This is a genomic window from Brevundimonas pondensis, from assembly GCF_017487345.1.
In the GTDB taxonomy this organism is placed as follows: Bacteria; Pseudomonadota; Alphaproteobacteria; order Caulobacterales; family Caulobacteraceae; genus Brevundimonas; species Brevundimonas pondensis.
Window position 1 is genome coordinate 2,405,765 of the sequence record NZ_CP062006.1, and the last position, 19,669, is coordinate 2,425,433.

The 19,669-nt window shown below is 67.3% G+C and carries 14 protein-coding genes; 5 read left to right on the forward strand and 9 right to left on the reverse strand.

Annotated elements, in window-relative coordinates; all coding sequences use genetic code 11:
- Positions 1–31: 31 nt before the first annotated feature.
- From IFE19_RS12000 to IFE19_RS12010, 3 genes are all read left to right on the forward strand, one after another.
- Positions 32–2,095, forward strand: a complete 2,064-nt coding sequence (locus IFE19_RS12000; RefSeq protein ID WP_225910262.1) for a capsular polysaccharide biosynthesis protein — start codon at positions 32–34, stop codon at positions 2,093–2,095.
- Between the two features lie 68 nt (positions 2,096–2,163).
- Entirely contained in the window at positions 2,164–3,309 is a 1,146-nt protein-coding gene (locus IFE19_RS12005; RefSeq protein ID WP_207822621.1) for a beta-ketoacyl-ACP synthase III, read from the forward strand.
- 99 nt (positions 3,310–3,408) lie between these two features.
- A complete protein-coding gene (locus tag IFE19_RS12010; RefSeq protein WP_207822623.1) occupies positions 3,409–3,675 on the forward strand; it encodes a hypothetical protein in 267 nt (88 codons plus the stop codon).
- A gap of 76 nt (positions 3,676–3,751) precedes the next feature.
- Here IFE19_RS12010 and IFE19_RS12015 read toward each other — a convergent pair whose 3' ends face one another.
- The 8 genes from IFE19_RS12015 to IFE19_RS12050 all read right to left on the reverse strand — a co-directional run bounded on the left by IFE19_RS12015 (position 3,752) and on the right by IFE19_RS12050 (position 16,011).
- Positions 3,752–4,306 (reverse strand): porin family protein, encoded by a 555-nt coding sequence (locus tag IFE19_RS12015; RefSeq protein ID WP_207822625.1) that lies wholly within the window; start codon positions 4,304–4,306, stop codon positions 3,752–3,754.
- Between the two features lie 199 nt (positions 4,307–4,505).
- Positions 4,506–5,033: a porin family protein gene (locus tag IFE19_RS12020; protein ID WP_207822627.1), complete on the reverse strand. Its 528-nt coding sequence runs from the start codon at positions 5,031–5,033 to the stop codon at positions 4,506–4,508.
- A 319-nt stretch (positions 5,034–5,352) separates the two neighbouring features.
- Entirely contained in the window at positions 5,353–8,043 is a 2,691-nt protein-coding gene (gene ppdK, locus IFE19_RS12025) for a pyruvate, phosphate dikinase (protein ID WP_207822629.1), read from the reverse strand.
- A 307-nt stretch (positions 8,044–8,350) separates the two neighbouring features.
- Positions 8,351–10,537 carry a glycine--tRNA ligase subunit beta gene (gene glyS / locus IFE19_RS12030; protein WP_207822631.1) on the reverse strand — a complete coding sequence of 729 codons (2,187 nt, stop codon included), beginning with the start codon at positions 10,535–10,537 and terminating at the stop codon, positions 8,351–8,353.
- Positions 10,537–11,424, reverse strand: coding sequence for a glycine--tRNA ligase subunit alpha (locus IFE19_RS12035; RefSeq protein ID WP_207822633.1), 888 nt, complete (start codon positions 11,422–11,424; stop codon positions 10,537–10,539). The genes glyS and IFE19_RS12035 overlap by 1 nt, the downstream gene beginning before the upstream one ends.
- 61 nt (positions 11,425–11,485) lie before the next feature.
- Positions 11,486–12,358, reverse strand: coding sequence for a 4-(cytidine 5'-diphospho)-2-C-methyl-D-erythritol kinase (locus tag IFE19_RS12040; RefSeq protein WP_404822129.1), 873 nt, complete (start codon positions 12,356–12,358; stop codon positions 11,486–11,488).
- Between the two features lie 4 nt (positions 12,359–12,362).
- Positions 12,363–14,306, reverse strand: coding sequence for a tetratricopeptide repeat protein (locus IFE19_RS12045; RefSeq protein ID WP_207822636.1), 1,944 nt, complete (start codon positions 14,304–14,306; stop codon positions 12,363–12,365).
- 55 nt (positions 14,307–14,361) lie between these two features.
- Entirely contained in the window at positions 14,362–16,011 is a 1,650-nt protein-coding gene (locus IFE19_RS12050) for an electron transfer flavoprotein-ubiquinone oxidoreductase (RefSeq protein WP_225910501.1), read from the reverse strand.
- A gap of 191 nt (positions 16,012–16,202) precedes the next feature.
- Here IFE19_RS12050 and IFE19_RS12055 point away from each other — a divergent pair, with 191 nt between their 5' ends.
- Positions 16,203–17,015, forward strand: a complete 813-nt coding sequence (locus IFE19_RS12055; RefSeq protein WP_207822640.1) for a uracil-DNA glycosylase — start codon at positions 16,203–16,205, stop codon at positions 17,013–17,015.
- A 93-nt stretch (positions 17,016–17,108) separates the two neighbouring features.
- Complete coding sequence (locus tag IFE19_RS12060; protein ID WP_207822642.1) at positions 17,109–18,812, forward strand: lytic transglycosylase domain-containing protein; 1,704 nt, start codon at positions 17,109–17,111, stop codon at positions 18,810–18,812.
- A gap of 193 nt (positions 18,813–19,005) precedes the next feature.
- Here the strand turns inward: IFE19_RS12060 and IFE19_RS12065 are convergent, their stop codons facing one another.
- Positions 19,006–19,662, reverse strand: a complete 657-nt coding sequence (locus tag IFE19_RS12065) for a glutathione S-transferase family protein (RefSeq protein ID WP_207822644.1) — start codon at positions 19,660–19,662, stop codon at positions 19,006–19,008.
- Positions 19,663–19,669: the final 7 nt, after the last annotated feature.

A 19,669-nucleotide genomic window follows, 5' to 3' on the forward strand; every position in this document is an offset into this window, starting at 1 on the left:
GCGCCGCTCGCGTTCAACCTAGACAACCCCCATGACCGCACCGCTTCCACCCCTGCCGAAAACCCGCGCCTGGGTCTGTGCGCCGGGGGTGTTGAAGGTGCCGTTCCTGTCCGCCTTCCTGCCTGATTACGACCTGTCCGCCCTGCCCGGATCGTCGATCGAGGCCGTCCTCGGCTGGGGCATGAAGCCGACGGCGGAGGCGGGCCGGCGCTGGGCGGCGAAACACGGCAAACCCTATGTGGCGCTGGAAGACGGCTTCCTGCGCTCGGTCGGCATCGGCGAGAGCGGCGCGACCAGCCTCAGCCTGATCGTCGATGATCTGGGTGTCTATTACGACGCCACCCGACCCAGTCGGTTGGAGCATCTGATCCAGACCGCGCCCGACTGGTGCGATGACGCCATGAAGGCCCGTGCGCGCGGCCTGATCGACCGCATCGTCGCCTCCGGCGTGTCCAAAACCAATATGGGCGGGCCGCTGGACCCCGGCCTGCTGAAGCCCGGCCGCCGGGTGCTGATCGTGGATCAGACCTTCGGCGACGCCTCCATCGGCTATGGACTGGCCAATGAGGCCAGCTTCTCGGATATGCTGGCGACGGCGCGGCGCGACGAGCCGGACGCCCAGCTGATCGTCAAGCGCCACCCGGCGGTGGCGGCGGGGCGCAAGCAGGGCTGTATCCCCGCCGACGAACTGGACGGCGTCACCCTGATTGACACGGATGTGCGGCCCGCCGACCTGCTGGCGGCGGTGGACGCGGTCTATGTCGTGACCTCGGCCCTGGGGTTCGAGGCTCTGTTGCGCGGCCTGCCGGTGCGCTGCTTCGGCGCCCCCTTCTATTCCGGCTGGGGCCTGACGACGGATGCGGTCGAGACCGGACGGCGCGGCGAGGCGCGCGATCTGGAGCAGATCGCGGCGGCGGCGCTGATCGCCTACAGCCGCTATGTCGATCCGGTGACAGGCCAGCGATGCGAGGCGGAACAGGCGCTGGAACGGCTGATCGCCCTGCGCGACCGGGCCGACCGGCTGGCGGGCGCCTTCGCCGCCGTCGGCTTCGCCCCGGCCAAGCGGCCGCCGGTGCGCCGCCTGCTGAACTCGCCCAAGAGCCGCGTCCGCTATTTCTGGCGCTCCGGCGCCGCCGTCGCCCATGCGCGGGCGACGGGCGGCAAGCTGATCTGGTGGGCCGGCAAGGAGACGCCGCAGATCCGCGCCGCCGCCGACGCCTTTGAAGGCCCCGTCGTGCGGATGGAGGACGGCTTCATCCGCTCGCGCGGCCTGGGCTCCGACTTCTTCGGCGCCCTGTCGGTCGCGCTGGACGATCAGGGCGTCTATTACGACCCGACCCGGCCCAGCCGTCTGGAAAGCCTGATCGAGGCGGGCGAGCCCTCGCCGGATCAGGCGGCGCGGGCCGAGCGCTTGCGCGCCCGCGTGGTCGAGGCGGGCCTGTCGAAATACAATCTGAAGGGGGCGGGCGTCCCGGCATCCTGGCCGAAAGACAGGCCCATCCTGCTGGTCGTGGGTCAGGTCGAAAACGACCGCTCGATCATGATGGGCTGCGGGCCTGACCTGCGCACCAACTCCGGCCTAGTGAAGGCGGCGCGGGCGGATCATCCGGACGCCTTCCTGATCTATCGCAACCACCCGGACGTGACGGCGGGCAACCGCCCCGGCCTGCTGGACCATGCGGCGATGGAGGAGGTCGACGCTTCGGCTGACGACCTCGACATCATCGACTGCCTGAACGCCTGCGACCGGCTGGCGACGCTGACCTCGCTGACCGGGTTCGAGGCCCTGATGCGGGGCAAGCCGGTCAGCGTCTATGGCCGCCCCTTCTATGCGGGGTGGGGCCTGACCGACGACCGGCTGACGTTCGAGCACCGCTCCCGCCGCGCCAGCTTGCAGAGCCTGATCCACGCCGCCCTGATCGGCTATCCGGTCTATGTCACGCCAAACGGCTGGCCGTGCGAGGCCGAGGATCTGGTCGAGGCCCTGATCGCCGCGCGCGACCATCCCCTGCCCGCGCCGCCGCGTGGGCGGATCAATCGCTGGTGGCGTGGCATCAAGGCCAGTCTCGACCGCAGCCTTCCACCGGCCTATTGAGGGGGTTCGTCATCGCAACGGACGCCCCTCATTCAACGAGGCGCCGGGCGAGAGGGAAAGAGAAGCCAGTGCCCCAAGCCGTCATTTCCGCCACCGGTCTGTTCACGCCGGAGCAATCGATCTCGAACGCCGAACTGGTCGCCGCCTACAACGCTTGGGCCGAGGCCTGGAACGCCGAAAACGCCGAGGCCATCGCCGCAGGCGAACTAGAGTTGAAGACGCCCTCGTCCGAGGCCTTCATCGAGAAGGCCTCAGGCATCAAGTCCCGCTTCGTCATGGACAAGGCCGGCATCATCGACCCCGAGCGGATGCTGCCCAATCTGGCCGCGCGCGGCGACGACGAACTGTCGATCCTGGCCGAGATGGCCGTGAAGGCCGCGCAGGACGCCATCAAGGCCTGGGGCAAGCCCGTCAGCGAGATCGGCGCCGTCATCTGCGCCGCGTCCAACATGCAGCGCCCCTACCCCGCCATGGCCATCGAGGTGCAGCAGGCGCTGGGGATCGAGGGCTTCGCCTTCGACATGAACGTGGCGTGCAGTTCCGCTACCTTCGGCATCAAGACGGCGGCGGATTTCGTGGCCTCGGGCTCGGTCAAGGCCGTGCTGATGGTCAACCCGGAAATCTGCTCGGCCCACCTGAACTTCAAGGACCGCGACAGCCACTTCATCTTTGGCGATGTGGCCACCGCCGTCATCATCGAGGCCGAGGATCAGGCCGGCCCCGGCGGCTGGGACATCGTCGGCACGAAGCTGAAGACCAGCTTCTCGAACAACATCCGCAACAATTTCGGCTTCCTGAACCGCGCCGCCCTGCCGACGGGCGCGAGCGAGCCCGTGTCGTCCGACGGCCTGACCGACAAGATGTTCGTCCAGCAGGGTCGCAAGGTCTTCAAGGAGGTGGTGCCCATGGTCTCGGAGATGATCCTGGACCACGCCGCCGAGCTGAACCTGGACCCGCACGGGCTCAAGCGGATGTGGCTGCACCAGGCCAACATCAACATGAACACCCTTATCGGCAAAAAGGTGCTGGGCCGCGAGCCGGAGCCGAGCGAGAATGTCATCATCCTTGACGACTACGCCAACACCTCCTCGGCGGGGTCGATCATCGCCTTCCACCTGAAGAATGACGGCTTTGCGCCGGGCGACACGGGCCTGATCTGCAGCTTCGGCGCCGGCTACTCGGCGGGCACGGTTTTTGTGCAAAAACGCCCCTGAAGCCAGATAACGGGAATCATTATTTCCGGCGGCGCTTGCACTGTTCGGATTTTTTTGCAAACCGTAACAGGTGTTGAGAGCGAGGGGGATGGCGCCCGTATGACTCAGACCGTTTCACCGTGGACCGAAAAGCTCAACGATCCGCTGGCCCATGACGTGGCCACGGTGCTGAAACATATGGGCGGATCAGCCCATCAGGACATCGTCGTCAACTGCGTGGCGGCGCTGAAACGTCAACGCGGCGAGTCCGTGACCCAGGATCTGAAGGCCAGGATCGTGGAGGTGTTCGAGCGCTATCGCGACTTCTTCATCAAGCCCTTCGGCGAGAACTCTCTGCGCTGGGCCCTCGCCCCGGACCTGGCCTGACCCACAAACCATCCGAGCCACACGAAAAAGGCCCGCTCCTTTCGGAGCGGGCCTTCGTCGTAAGAGCCGTCAGACTCTAGAAACGACGGACGTAGTTGATGCTGTAAACATCGACCTCGCCCTGGTCTTCGGTGAAATCGCGGCGCGTCCAGTCCAGACGCACGCCATTTTTGCCATCCAGGAAATACTGGCCGCCGACACCGTAGTTCCAGCTCTTGCCGTCCAGCGAAACCGAAGCGGCGGCGCCGGCAGCCGAAGCCTTGGCTTCAATCTCGGTGTGACCGAAGCCCACGCGAGCGAACAGCTGAGCGCGATCGCCGAGAGGCAGGATCGCCACGCCATAGGCGGCAATGTCGAAGCGGTGCTTGATGTTGACGTCCACGCCCTGTTCGCGAACATCGTCATCCTGGACGCCGAACGACAGCTCGCCTTCGGTGGCGAAGTTGGGATGCAGCTGAACGCCGGCGCGACCGGTGATGGCGCCAACGTTGACGCCCGAATCCTTGGCGTCAAAGGACGTGTAACCGATGGTGGCGTAAGGCGTCGGCTCGAAAGCGCTCTGAGCCTGGGCCGAAGCAGCCACACCCATGAACGCGAGCACGCCTGCAGCGGCGGCAAATGACCGAACCATGTCTTCTCCTAAGTGCAAACTGGCTCGCCCCCTACGGATAGCCAGACTAGGCTGGTATCTATCCTAGATTTCGCCGTTCCTCCACACGCGCGACAGAGCGCTGCATGGTCGTGCGCCATTCGTGACAATTGCAACACATACCATCGGCAGGTGAAAAGGGGCCGCTCCCTACGGAACGGCCCCTTCATATCACCAGCGCCTAGAAGCGACGGACATAGCTGACCGAATAGGCGTCGGCTTCACCGGCGTTGTCGCGGAAATCGCGACGGGTCCAGTCGGCGCGCACGCCATTGACGCCGTCCAGATAGTAGTTGGCGCCGACGCCGTAGTTCCAGCTGTCGCCGCCCACGTCGGTATTGGCGCCGACGATCTCCTGCTTCAGCTCGGTGTGGCCGTAACCGCCGCGGGCGAACAGCTCCAGCTTATCGCTCACGGGATACTTGCCGACTACATAGCCAGCGGCGTCCCACTCATGCTTGATCGAACCATCGACGCCGGCGACGGTGAAGTCGTCGTCCTTGACGCCGACCGAGGCCTCGGTCTCGACGGCCAGGTAGCGGTTAAGGTTGACGCCCAGGCGGCCGGTCACGGCGCCGGTCATGGCGTTGTCGCCTTCAACATGCGTGTAGCCCAGCGAACCATAGCCGCGGGCGTCCGGACCCGACTGAGCGAACGCGGGAGCAGCGAAAACAGAAATGGCGGCGGCGGCGAGAAGAATGTTACGCATTGTTTCTATAACTCCTAGTAAAACTAGATGCGGTGACTTCTGCGGTCACCGGCCCCATCCAGCACGGAGTTAAATGGGCATCCCGCCTATCCGTTCCAGAGGCATGCGGATACACAGGCGCAACCGTGTGCGCCTGGACACATACGTCGTTACATTGATCGTGACCTTATTCCGGCACGAAAAAGGCGGCCCCGAGGGACCGCCTTTGCACGCTCAGACCTGAAACAGGCCTCTAGAGCCTGATCGGTAGATCAGGCTCCAGGATTGATGCTGGAGCGAACATCTGGGTTCAGATGCGCGCATCTGAACCGATTTCGCTCTAGCGGTCCTTTTCGCGCTCCTCGCCGGAACGGGCCGACAGCGCGGCCTGGGCGGCGGCCAGACGGGCGATCGGCACCCGGTAGGGCGAGCAGGAGACGTAGTCGAGGCCGACGCTCTCGCAGAAGGCGATGGACGACGGATCGCCGCCATGTTCGCCGCAGATGCCCATCTTCATGTCCGACTTGACCCCGCGACCGCGTTCCTCGGCGATGCGGATCAGGTCGCCCACGCCGTCCTGATCCAGACGCACGAAGGGATCGGTCTCGAAGATGCCCTTGTCCAGATAGGCCTGCAGGAAGTGGCCGGAGTCGTCGCGGCTGATGCCGAAGGTGGTCTGGGTCAGGTCGTTGGTGCCGAAGCTGAAGAACTCGGCGTACTCAGCCAGATCGGCGGCGCGCAGGGCCGCGCGCGGCAGTTCGATCATGGTGCCGACCAGGTAGTCGACGCTGTCGCCGGCGTCGGCGAAGACGGCCTTGGCGGTGCGGTCGGTCAGCTCGCGCAGATACTTCATCTCCAGACCCAGGGCGACCAGCGGGTGCATGATCTCCGGGATCGGGGCCACGCCCGACGCCTTCTTCACCTCCAGCGCCGCCTCGAGGATGGCGCGGACTTGCATCTCGTAGATCTCGGGATAGGCGACGCCCAGGCGGCAGCCGCGGTGGCCGAGCATGGGGTTGGTCTCGTGCAGTTCACGGGCGCGACGCTTCAGCTTGGCGGCGTCCAGACCCGAGACGGCGGCCAGGGCGTCGATGTCGGCGTCGGTGTGCGGGATGAACTCGTGCAGCGGCGGGTCCAGCAGACGGATCGTCACCGGCAGGCCGCTCATGATGGTGAACAGCTCGACGAAGTCCGACTTCTGGAACGGGGCGATCTTGGCCAGGGCCGCGCGACGGCCCTGCTCGTCGTCGGCCAGGATCATCTCGCGCACGGCGGCGATGCGGGCCTCGTCGAAGAACATGTGCTCGGTGCGGCACAGGCCGATGCCCTCGGCGCCGAAGCCGCGCGCGGTCTTGGCGTCCAGCGGAGTCTCGGCGTTGGCGCGGACCTTCAGACGGCGCACGCCGTCAGCCCAGGCCATCAGGGTCTGGAAGTCGCCCGTCAGCTCCGGCTCGATCATGGCCACGGCCCCATCGAGGACCTCGCCCTTGCCGCCGTCGATGGTGATGACTTCGCCGGCCTTGAAGGTGCGGCCGCGTGCGGTGAAGATCCCGGCCTTCTCGTTGATCGAGATTTCACCGGCGCCGGAGACGCAGGGACGCCCCATGCCGCGCGCCACGACCGCGGCGTGGCTGGTCATGCCGCCGCGCGCCGTGACGATGCCGCGCGCCGCATGCATGCCGTGGATGTCCTCGGGTGAGGTTTCCTCGCGCACCAGGATGACGGCGTCGCCGACCTGCGACAGGCGCTCGGCCTCGTCGGCGTCGAAGACGATCTTGCCGGTGGCCGCGCCGGGCGAGGCCGGCAGGCCCGCCGCCACCACGGTGCGGGCGGCGTTGGGATCCAGCGTCGGGTGCAGCAGCTGATCCAGAGCGGCGGGCTCGACCCGCGACACGGCCTCTTCCTGCGAGATCACGCCTTCGGAGGCCAGATCGACGGCGATCTTCAGCGCCGACTTGGCGGTGCGCTTGCCGTTGCGGGTCTGCAGCATCCACAGGCGGCCCTGTTCGACCGTGAACTCGATGTCCTGCATGTCGCGATAGTGGCTTTCCAGCCGGTTCACGACGTCCACGAACTCAGCGAAGACGATCGGCATGGCCTCTTCCATCGAAGGCGCGGTCTCGCCCATCTCCTCGCGGCCCGCCTGGGTCAGGGACTGGGGCGTGCGGATGCCCGCGACCACGTCCTCGCCCTGGGCGTTGATCAGGAACTCGCCGTACAGCTTGGCTTCGCCGGTCGAGGGGTTGCGGGTGAAGGCCACGCCCGTCGCCGAGGTCTCGCCCATGTTGCCGAACACCATGGACTGGATGTTGACGGCGGTGCCCCAGCTCTCGGGGATGTCGTGCATGCGGCGATAGAATTTCGCGCGATCGTTCATCCAGCTGGCGAAGACGGCCGAGACGGCGCCCCACAGCTGGTCATGCGGGTCCTGCGGGAAGGGCTGGCCCAGTTCACGCTCGACCAGAACCTTATAGTCGGCGACGACCTTTTCCCAGTTCTCGGCGGTCAGTTCGGTGTCGACCGAGACGCCCAGACGATCCTTGTGGTCGTCCAGAACCTCCTCGAACTGATCGTGACCGATGCCCAGAACCACGTTGGAATACATGGTGATGAAACGACGATAGGAGTCGAAGGCGAAGCGGCGGTCGCCGGACAGGGCGGCCAGACCCTCGACCGTCTGGTCGTTCAGGCCCAGGTTCAGCACCGTGTCCATCATGCCCGGCATCGAGGCCCGTGCGCCCGAGCGCACCGAGACCAGCAGGGGGTTGGACGCGTCGCCGAAGGTCTTGCCGACGATGCCCTCGACGGTCTTCAGACCGGCGGCGACCTGATCGGCCAGCTCGGCCGGATAGGTCTCGCCGTTGGAGTAATAGTGGACGCAGGCTTCCGTCGTGATCGTAAAGCCGGGCGGCACCGGAAGGCCCAGCGACGACATTTCCGCGAGGTTCGCGCCCTTGCCGCCGAGAAGGTTCTTCATCGACGCATCGCCGTCAGCGGAGCCCCCGCCGAAGCCGTACACCCACTTGGTCATCTTGCAGTCCCTGAGCCGTGGTCTGTCGCCGCAGGATCTTTGAGTCCCGCGTACGGTGGCACTCACTAGCGCGCTGCACCTGCGAAGGCGAGGCCGAGGACGTAACAATCCGTGAGAGGATGTATCGGGATGCAGATTTTCAGCCGTCTGCGCCGCCCCCTCCGTCTCGTCGGCTCCGCCGCCGATCCACCTCCCCATCGCTACGCGACAGGGAGGAAAGACACGTGCCCCTTTCCTCCCCACTTTGTGGGGAGGGGGACCGCGAAGCGGTGGAGGGGGCGACGCGACGGTCGGTTCGGAGAGAGCCCTACCCCGCGATCTGACCGAAGTCCGCCACCCGACCCATGACGCCGCGCACCTGACCCAGCAGCTTCAGGCGGTTGTCCCGCTCCTCGGCCACGTCGGAGTTGACCATGACGGCGGTGAAGAAGGCGTCCACCGGGCCACGCAGGGCGGCCAGGGCCGTCATGGCGGCGGCGAAGTCTTCCGTCTCCAGCGCCGCGTCCACGGCAGTCGCGGCGGCGGCGGCGGCGAAGGCCAGCGCAGTTTCTTCCGCCGGCTGGTTGGCCAGGCCGGTGGCGACAGCGCCCTGCGGCAGCGGTCCCTTCTTCTCCTCGGCCTTGAGGATGTTCGACGCCCGCTTGTAGCCCGCCAGCAGGTTGGCTCCGTCGTCCGTGGCGAGGAAGGCGGCCAGCGCCTCCACCCGACGCACGATCCGCACCAGATCGTCGTCGCCCAGAGCGAAGACGGCGGCCACGAGGTCGTGACGCTGGCCTTGGTCGCGCAGCAGGACGGTCAGGCGGTCAGCGAAGAAGGCGAGGAGGGCCTCTGACGTTTCATACCATCCCTCAAGCCTCCCCTCAGAACGAGAAAGCTGGGCAAAGCGCTCGATGTCTTCCTGCTGAGCAGCGATATCCAATTCGGCGTAAAAGCGACGCTGCTCAGCCCGACCCAGCGCGCTTTGCGGGTTGGAACGGACCCAAGCTTGCTCAAAATAGACACGCCAGATGTCAGGCAAGAGGTCGCGTAGCTTCAGTCTTGCACCGTTCTCCAGCACCAGCCGGATCACGCCCAGCGCGGCGCGTCGCAGGGCGTAGGGATCGCGCGAGCCGGTGGGCTTTTCGTCGATGGCGAAGAAGCCGACCAGGGTGTCCAGCTTCTCGGCGATGGCGACGGCGACCGTAACCGGGGCGGTCGGGACGCTGTCCCCCGGCCCCTGCGGCTTGTAGTGGTCGCGCACGGCGTCGGCCACGGCGTCGGGATAGCCGGCCAGACGGGCGTAGTAGCCGCCCATGATGCCCTGAAGTTCGGGGAACTCGCTGACCATGCCCGAGGCCAGATCGGCCTTGGACAGGCGCGCGGCCTGCTCGGCCTGCGCCGCGTCGGCGCCGACCAGAGGCGCGATCTCACGCGCCAGCGCCGCGATGCGGTCGACGCGCTCGGACAGGGCGCCGAGCTTGGCGTGGAAGGTGACGCCCGTCAGCTTGTCGTTCCAGGCGTCGAAGCCGACCTTCTGATCCTCGTCCCAGAAGAAGCGGGCGTCGTTCAGGCGGGCCGACAGGACGCGGCTGTTGCCGGCGGACAGGGCCTTGCCGCCATCGGTGGCCTCGATATTGGCGACGACGAGGAAGTTGGGGGCCAGACCGTCTTTCGAGGGATCGCGCACGGCGAAATACTTCTGGTGCACCTTCATCGACAGGCGGACCACTTCGGGCGGCAGGGACAGGAACTGCGGGTCCATGTCGCCCAGGATCGGCGTCGGCCATTCGGCCAGACCGGCGACCTCGTCCAGCAGGCCGTCATCGTCGACCAGCACCAGACCGCGTGCGGCGCAAGCGGCCTTGGCCCCGTCCAGAATGCGCAGCTTGCGGTCGGCCACGTCCAGCAGGACGTATTCCTTCTCGAGCTTGGCGCGGTAGTCGGCGAAGTCCTTGACCGCAAACGGCTTGCCGCTGCCGAGGAAGCGGTGGCCCTCGGTCACGTCGCCGGACTGGATGCCGTCGATCTCGAACGGGACCACCGCCCCGTCGAACAGGGCGATGATGCGCTTGATCGGGCGCACCCAGCGCAGGGTTCCCACGCCCCAGCGCATCGACTTGGGCCAGGGGAAGCTGCGGACGATCTGATCCACGGCCTCGGCGAAGACCTCGGTGGTCTGGCGGCCCTTACTGCTGATCTCGGCGAACCAGATCCCGTCGCGCTCGACCAACTGGTCCTGCGTCAGGCCGGTCTTGCGCAGGAAGCCTTCCAGCGCCTGAGCCGGGGCCGAGGTCTTGGGCCCCTTGACCTCTTCGTTGCGGTCGGGCGTGGCGGCGGGCAGGCCGTCGATCACCAGCGTCAGGCGGCGCGGCCCGGCAAAGGCGTTCAGCGCCTCCCAGGTCAGACCGGCGGCCTTCAGACGCTCGGAGGCCATGCGCTCCAGATCGCGCGCGGCGCCCTGCTGCATGCGGGCGGGGATTTCTTCAGAGAAGATTTCGAGGAGAAGCTGGGGCATCAGGCGGTCGCCCGTTCGTGTTCGACTTGAGCGAGAGCGCAGGCTTTGCAGAGGTCGCGGATGCGGCCGATGTAGCTCTGGCGTTCGGCGACGGCGATGGCGCCGCGGGCGTCCATCAGGTTGAACAGGTGCGAGGCCTTCAGCACCTGATCATAGGCGGGCAGGACCAGCGGCTGGCCCTGCGGCCCCTTCATGGTCAGGAAGTGGGCGGCCTCGCGCTCCATGTCCTCGAAGCGGCGCTTCAGCGCGGCGACGTCATAGCCGTGGAAGTTGGCTTCCGACTGCTGGCGCTCGTTCTCGAGGAAGACCTCGCCGTAGGTCAGGCCCTCCTTGTTGAACTTCAGGTCATAGACGTTGTCGACGCCCTGAACATACATGGCCAGACGTTCCAGCCCGTAGGTCAGCTCGCCCGAGACCACATCGACCTCGATGCCGCCGACGCCCTGGAAATAGGTGAACTGCGTCACCTCCATGCCGTCGCACCAGACCTCCCATCCCAGGCCCCAGGCGCCAACGGTCGGGTTTTCCCAGTCGTCCTCAACAAAGCGGATGTCGTGCAGCTTGGGGTCGATGCCGATGGCGGCCAGCGAGCCGAGGTACAGCTCCTGCAGGTTGTCCGGGTTCGGCTTCAGGATGACCTGATACTGGTAATAATGCTGCAGCCGGTTGGGGTTCTCGCCGTAACGGCCGTCGCCCGGACGACGCGACGGCTGGACATAGGCGGCCTTCCAAGGCTTGGGGCCCAAGGCGCGCAGCACCGTGGCCGGGTGCAGGGTGCCGGCGCCGACCTCGATGTCGTAGGGCTGCAGGATGGCGCAGCCTTGGTCGCCCCAGTATTTGTGCAGGGTCAGGATCAGGTCCTGGAAGGATAGGGGTTCGGTCGTCACGGCGGCTCGTTTTCGCAGCGCAAAATTTGAGCGCGGACCCTAGAGGGCGGCGGGGCCGAGTTCAACCGGACCCAGGATTTCCCAACAGGCAGGATCGCACCCACCAGCCGGGGCGTCGCAGCGTGACCGCAGCGTTTTCCGCCGCCGCAGCATCCTCGAACAGGCCGAAGACCGTCGCGCCCGAGCCGGACATCCGCGTCAGGCGACAGCCCGGCGCGGCGTTCATGGCCGACAAGGCCTCGCCTATGCCCGGCGTGACGCGCAGGGCGGGCGCTTCCAGATCATTGCGCTGGCCCTTCAGCCACTCGATCACGGCGGCTGGCGACCAGTCGATGGGCGCTTCCGGACAGTTCGCTTCGCCAGCGGGCGCGTCGTCATAGGCGCGATAGACCGCTCCCGTCGGCGACGGCAGGCCGGGGTTCAGAAGGACCGCGTGCAGCGGCGACAGGCGCGGTTCGTCGGTCAGGTCGTCGCCCTTTCCCGTCGCCCAGGCCGGACGGGCGCGCAGGCACATGGGGCCGTCCGCCCCGACCACCCCCGCGACGGCCTCCAGCGCCGCCTCGTCCAGATCAAGGTCCAGAAGCTGGGCCGCCAAACGCATGGCCGTCCCCGCGTCGGCCGACCCGCCGCCCAGACCCGCGGCGATGGGAAGCTGCTTGTCCAGGGTCACCGCCACCGGCGGCGCGCCGATCCCGGCGGCCTCGCCCAGCGCCCGCAGGCCGCGCAGGATCAGGTTGTCGCCCTCGCCCGCCAGAGCGCCGCCGAACGGCCCGGTCACGTCCAGCGACAGGCGATCCGCCCGCGTGACAGTCACCCCGTCGCCCACGTCGGCGAAGGCGACCAGACTGGCCAGGGGGTGATAGCCGTCCGCCGCCACCAGCCCGACGTGCAGGAAAAGGTTGATCTTGGCCGGAGCCAGGCCGCTCAGCGTCACCAGATCAGTCCGAAACGCCCGCGCCGCTGTCGTCGGTCGGCGCCTGCCCCAGCTTGTCGCGCAGCTTGGTCTCGACCTCGGCCTTGCGTTCGGCCTCGACCTCCAGCGTCAGGACGCGGTTCCACTGGAAGCCCGCCTCGCGCTGACGCCCCACGGCCCAGTAGGCGTCGCCCAGGTGATCGTTGATCTCGGCGTTGGCGGGCTCCTTCGCCACGGCCTGCTCCAGGGTCTCGACCGCCGCCTCGAACTGTCCCTGGCGATACTGGGCCCACCCCAGAGAATCCTGGATATTGCCGTCCGACGGATCGGCGGCGAAGGCGCGGGCGATCATCTCGGCGCCTTCCTGCACGCGCGCGCCGCTATCGACCCACAGATAGCCTAGATAATTCAACACCGTCGGATTGTTGGGTTGCTTCTGCAGGGCGGCCCACAGCTCGGCTTCAGCCTCAGGTTTGCGATTCAGCGCCTCATAGGCGGCGCCGCGCAGGAAATTCACCTCGAACCCCTGGTCGGCGACGTTCAGCAAGGGGCCGTTCAGAACCGTCAGCGCCTCGTCGAACCGCTTCATCTGCACCAGCTGACCGGCCAGAAGATAGGCGACGCCGGCCTCGTCCGGGCGCGCGGCGGCCGCATGACGCAACTCCGAAAGCGCAGCCTCCGACTGACCATCCTTCTCGAGACTGAGGGCGCTCTGCACCCGGGCGGCGGTAAACAGCTCGACGTCCCGCGGCCCTATCGCGCCAAGCGCTGCTCGCGACGCCGCCTCCAGTCCTGCCTGTTCCAGCGTCTGGCCGATCATCAGACGCGTCTGGTCGTCCGGCGCAAGGTTCAGCGCCAGACGCAGATAGACCACGCCGAATTCCAGCGCGCGCTGGGCGATGGCCTGATCGGCGGCGATCCGCAGCGCCTGGGCCGCCCCCTGTCGCCATGAGGGAAACGCCGGCGCGCGCCCCTTCGCCAGGACGCGGGCGCGCGCCTGCGTCGTGGCGCGGTCGTTCGCCCCCGCGGCTATGGCGGCGTCATATTGGACCAGAGCGAGATCACGTTTGCCGCGCCTCTCCAGAAACTCGCCGTATGGCAGCCGGAACAGGCGCGACGCGATAGCGTGGCTGGTCAGATCCCGCCATTCGGCGTCGGCTTCATCGAAACGGCGCCGTCGTTCCAGCAATTTGGCGCGATTGGACCGCGCCACCAGGGTGCTGACCGGATCCAGTTCGACTGGCGGCAAGGCCAGCGCCCGATCCCAGTCGCCGACCGCCGCCGCGATCCAGCCCTGAACATATAGCCCGGCGCGATCATGAGGTTCGCCAATGGGGCTGGATTTCAACATGGCGTCGGCCTTGCGCGTATCGCCATGAACGAAGGCCTGAACCGCCGCGACCAGACGCCCGGCCTGAACAATGACGGGCGACACGCCCTCTCCGTCGGGCGCGATCCGCCCCGCGTCGTCGAGGTCGCCAGCGAGAAGCGCGGCGGTGAAAGCCTGCTCCCGCACGCGCGGCTGCTCGGGCGTCAGCCTTTCAACTCGCGCCAGATAGTCAGCGCCCGCTTCGGCTTCGCCGCTGGTCAGGGCGTTGCGACCCGCGAGGTAGTAGCCGTAGGCGCTGCGACCCTCGGCGTCGGTCGGGATCGGAGCCCACATCGCCGGGATAGGGGGAACCGCAGGCGTCTCCGCCGCATCCGCGATGATGATTTCGGGGTCTTGGCTGTCGACGTCGCCGCGCGGAGTGATGACAATGGCTTCACCATCGAAATCGTCCGTCTGATCCGGACTGTTCGCCGCTTCACCGGCCGCCTTTGCGGCTTCTCGCGCGGCGGCCTCGGCAGGATCTTCAGCCTGAACCGGCGGCGTCTGCGTCGCCTCCTGCGCCAGAGACGGCGCGGCCAGACCCAACGCGATCAGCGAGGCGGCGGCGAACAGGGCGGAGCGGCGGAAGGCGAAGCGCATGGGCGGACCCTTCACGCTTTCCCTTCCGCCCGCAAGGGGCTGAAACCCCTAGGCCTTACATGTTCGGGTAGTTGGGGCCGCCGCCGCCTTCCGGCGTGGTCCAGACGATGTTCTGCGACGGGTCCTTGATGTCGCAGGTTTTGCAGTGGACGCAGTTCTGGGCGTTGATCTGGAAGCGCGGGTTCTGGCCCTGCTCGTCGGTCAGCACCTCATAGACGCCCGCCGGGCAATAGAGCCGCGCCGGTTCGCCATACTTGGGCAGGTTGACCTCGATCGGCACCGAGGGATTCAGCAGCTTGAGGTGGGCCGGCTGATCCTCAGCATGGTTGGTGTTCGAGATGAAGACCGAGGACAGCTTGTCGAACGACAGCTTGCCGTCCGGCTTGGGATAGGTGATCGGCTTGAAGTCCTTGGCCAGACCGGTCGAGGCGGCGTCCGTCTTGGTGTGCTTCATCGTGCCGAAGAAGGAGAAGCCGCCGGTCAGGTGGTTGACCCACATGTCGAACATACTGACCGCGCCGCCCATCATGGTGCCCAGTTTGGACAGCATGGGCTTGGCGTTGCGGACGATCTTCAGCTCCTTATAGACCCACGACGCCTTGTAGGCCTCTTCGTAGGCGTCCAGCACGTCGCCCTCGCGGCCCGCGATCACGGCCTCATAGGCGGCGTCGGCGGCCAGCATGCCGGTCTTCATGGCGTTGTGGCTGCCCTTGATGCGCGGCACGTTCACAAAGCCCGCCGAACAACCGATCAGGGCGCCGCCAGGGAAGGCCAGTTTAGGCACCGACTGGAAACCGCCCTCGGTGATGGCGCGAGCGCCGTAGGAGACGCGCGTGCCGCCCTCCAGATGCTCGGCAATGGCCGGGTGGTGCTTGAACTGCTGGAACTCGTCGAACGGCGACAGGAAGGGGTTCTGGTAGTTCAGGTGCACCACGAAGCCGACGGACACGTAGCGGTCGCCGAAGTGGTACAGGAAGGACCCGCCGCCCGTCTTGTCGTCCAGGGGCCACCCGGTCGTGTGCTGGACCAGGCCGGGCTGATGCTTCTCGGCCGGGATCTGCCACAGCTCTTTCAGGCCGATGCCGAACTTCTGCGGGTCCGAGTTCGCGGTCAGGTCATGGCGGGCCATGATGGTCTTGGCCAGCGAGCCGCGCACGCCCTCGGCGATGAAGACATACTTGCCGTGCAGTTCCAGACCGGGCTGGAAGTCGCCGGTCGGCTTGCCTTCGCGGTCGATGCCGAAGACGCCGGCGACGACGCCCTTCACCCGGCCGGACGGTTCGTCCCAGACCACGTGGCTGGCGGCCATGCCGGGATAGACCTCGACGCCCAGAGCCTCGGCCTGCTCGCCCAGCCAGCGCGCGACATTGCCCAGGGAAGCGATGTAGCAGCCGTGGTTGTGCATGAAGGGCGGCATGGCGAACATCGGCAGGGACGCCTGCCCCTGCGGACCCAGCACCAGGAACTTGTCCGTCTTGACCGGGGTCTCCAGCGGCGCGCCGCGTTCCTTCCAGTCGGGGAAAAGCTCGTTCAGGGCCTTGGGATCGATCACGGCGCCCGACAGGATGTGGCCGCCGATCTCGGCCGACTTCTCCAGAACGGCGACGGAGATCTCCTTGCCGTCCTTCTCGGCGCGCTGTTTCAGGCGGATGGCGGCGGACAGACCGGCGGGGCCGCCGCCGACGATGACGACGTCATATTCCATGACCTCGCGCTCGACGCCTTCCAGCGCTTCGGCCGGCGGCAGCTTGTCGATGACGGCTTCCTGCCAGGCGTTGATTGCGCCGCCTTCGATCGCTTGCTCAGCCATCTTCCCCTGAATCCTCGTTATCGTCGTGGTTATCCGCCTTATCATGAGGTGACGCAGCGGCGGTCAAGGCTTATCCCTGTCACGGAATGACGCCCCAGCCCCTCGACACCGCCGCAACCGAAGCCCTGCTCGCCTTCTGGCGCGATGCGGGGGTGGACGCCTGCTATCTGGACGCGCCGGTCGATCGCACGGTTTTTGTCGCCCCGCCGGCGCCGCAGGTGATGCAGAAGGCCGCCGCCACGGTCACGGCCCTGCATGGAGGAATGTCAGGGGCCGACGCCGTGGCCGAGGCGCGCCGTGTCGCCGCCGCCGCCACGACCATGGATGAAGTGGGCGAGGCCATCGCCGCCTTCCAGGGCTGCCCGTTGCGGGCCATGGGGGCGCGTCAGGCGGTGTTCGCTCGCGGCAATCCCAGGGGCTCCGTCCTGCTGATCGGCGAATCGCCCGGCGAGACCGAGGACCTGCGCGGCGAGCCTTTCGTCGGTCAGCCCGGTCAGCTTCTGGACCGGATGCTGGCGGCTGCGGGTCTGGCCGATCAGGCCTTCATGACCAACACCGTCTTCTGGAAACCGCCCGGCGACCGCCTGCCGACGCCGCAGGAACAGGCCGCCTGCGCCCCCTTCCTGGAACGGGCCTTTGCTCTGATGCAGCCCAGGGCCGTGCTTCTGGTCGGGGCGGCGGCGGCGAAATCGGTGCTCAACACCGAGGAAGGCCTGATGAAAATTCGCGGTCAGTGGCGCGAATGGCGGCTTGATGACGGGACGGCTGCGGCCCCCGTCATGACCACCCTGCACCCGGCCTTCCTGCTGCGTCAGCCCCAGGCCAAGCGAGCCGCCTGGGCCGACATCCTGTCGCTGGCGGCGCGTCTGGATACGGCCCAGGTTGAGCCGAAGGCCTGATTCAGGCATGGTTAGCGGCTGACGACCAGTCCACAGAGCGCTGACAATCCCGAGTCGAGACGGGAGCGGCGCCGACGAAGGGGGCCGCCGCGTATGTACCTTTTCCACCGCGCGACCCTCGCGCCCCTGCTCGTTGCTGCGATCTGCGCCACGATTGCGCCTGCAGCCCTGGCCGCTGACAATGGAGCCGGTGACGGCGGAACATCCTATGTCGCGAACGACTCGGATCGAACGCCGACGGCGCTGAGCAGTTCCGATCGGCTCAGCTACACCACCGCCTTCGACGCCCTGCGGCGCGGCGATCTGGAGCTGGCGCGCAGTTCGGCGCGTCAGGCCCAGGACCGCATCCTGCTGGGTCAGGTCGAGTTCGAGCGCCTGTTCCACCCCACCCACGTCGCCACCTATGACGAACTGGCGGCCTGGCTGGAGACCTATTCCGACCTGCCGATGGCGCAGCGGGTCTATACCCTGGCCATGCGCCGCATTCCCGACGGCGCGCCCGAGCCGAAACGTCCCGGCAACCTGCTGGAACGCACCTGGGCCAGCGTGACCGGGGCCGGAAGCGGCGGCGTCACCGACCCGGCCAAGGCCGCGCGCGTCGCTCTGAACAACGACGATCTGGCGGGCGCCTGGCGCACCGGGGCCGAGATGGGCGACTGGTGGAGCGCCGGCCTGGCCGCCTGGCGCATGAACGAGTTCTCCGACGCCTTTCGCGCCTTCGAGCGCGTGGCTCAAGATCCGACGGAAGACCCTTGGGTCCGCGCCGGCGCCGCCTTCTGGACCGCCCGCGCCGCCGCCCGGTCGGGCCGCCAGGATCGCGTGACCGAATATCTGCGCCTGTGCGCGCGCTGGCCCGCCACCTTCTACGGCCAGGTCGCCCTGCGCCAGTTGGGCGAAGAGCCGGTCATCGAGAACATGGGCCCACGCGCCTATGGCGCGGCGACAATGCAGCGCGCCGCCTTCACGCCCGAGCCCACCGGCGTGGACGCCCGCGAACTGAACGCCTTCATCCGGTCCGACGAGACCGCGCGCCGCACGGTCGCCCTTTATGAGGTCGGTCGCCGCAACGAGGCCGAGGAAGCCGCCCGCACCGGAATGCGCTCGGCCGGCGACGACGCCGCACGGCGCCTGTGGGCCGGACTTTACCGCACCGTGGCCCCGAACCGCGCGGCCCAGTCCGAAGCCAGCCGCATCGACGCGACCCGCTATCCCATGCCGGAGCTGGCGCCCGAGGGCGGCTTCACCATCGAGAAGGCGCTGGTCTATGCGATCGCGCGCAAGGAAACCGACTTCAACGCCACCGCCCGTTCCGGGGCCGGGGCCTATGGCATGATGCAGGTCATGCCTACGACCGCCGCCTATATGACCGGGGATCAGGGCTATGTCCGCAGCCCCGAGCGTTTGTTCGTCCCCGCGACCAACCTGAAGCTGGGTCAGGACTATGTGAACCGCCTGTTCCAGATCGAGTCCTTCCAGGGCGATCTGCTGAAGGCCGTGGCCTCCTACAACGCCGGACCCGGGCCGATGTTGGCCGCAGTGCGGAAACTGGGACCGGACGCCGATCCCCTGCTGCTGATCGAGACCATCGACGTGCCACAGGCCCGCGAGTACGTGGAAAAGGTCGTGGCCGCCTACTGGATCTACCAGCGCATGCTGGGGGCGCCGCTGAACACGCTGGACGCCGTGGCGTCAGGCGCGAAAACCGTGCCGATCCGTCTGGATTACGTCGCGCCGCCGCCTGTCGCGCCTGCACCGATGCAGGTGGCCGAGGCCGCCCCGACCGCCGGGACCCGCTAGAACTCGCTCAGACCAGGCTGGACAGGAGCATGGCCCAGACGAAGGCGAAAGCCAGGCCAGCCAGAAAATAACCGCGGGCGACCTTGCCCCAGTTGGTGTTGCGACTGATCGTCCGCATCGCCTGTCCCCCACGGCCCGACGCCGCAAGGACAGATTGTAACATCACTCGTTAATCACCGGTTTTCGACCAGGCTTAAGCGGCGTTAGCCAGAGCCCCCTCGCCCCAGGCGATGAAGTCAGGCTGGGCCAGCAGGGCGTCGACATAGGCGCGGGCTGCGCCATCCGTGTCGCCGTGCGCGGCCAGATCGATCTGGAAATGACGCACCCGCGCCGCGACCGGGGTGAAGAAGGCGTCAGCGATCGACCACTCGCCGTACAGATAGTCGCCGCCAGCGCCGAAGCGGGCGCGGGCCTCGCGGAAGATCTGCACCAGACGGCGGATGTCGGCGGCCGTATCCTCGCCCTTCGGCGGCGGGCTGCGGTCGGGGCCCACCATGGAATGGTCCGGCGCCATGGCGCACTCGTTGCGCAGGGCCATGAAGCCGGAATGCATCTCGCAGACCACCGACCGGGCCTGCCAGCGCGCATGGGCGTCGGCGGGCCACAGCCCAGCCTCGGGATAGCGTTCGGCGCACCAGACCGAGATGGCCAGGCTGTCCCAGATGGTCTCGCCATCGACCTTCAGCACCGGGACGCGCCCGGCGGGCGAATGAAGCGCGATCTGCTCGGCGGTGTCGGGGCGGTTCAGACGGATGACCGTCTCGGTGAAGTCCGCGCCGCAGCGCTTCAGCACCAGCCAGGGCCGCAACGACCAGGTGGAATAGAGCTTGTCACCGATCACCAGTTCCATGGTCGTC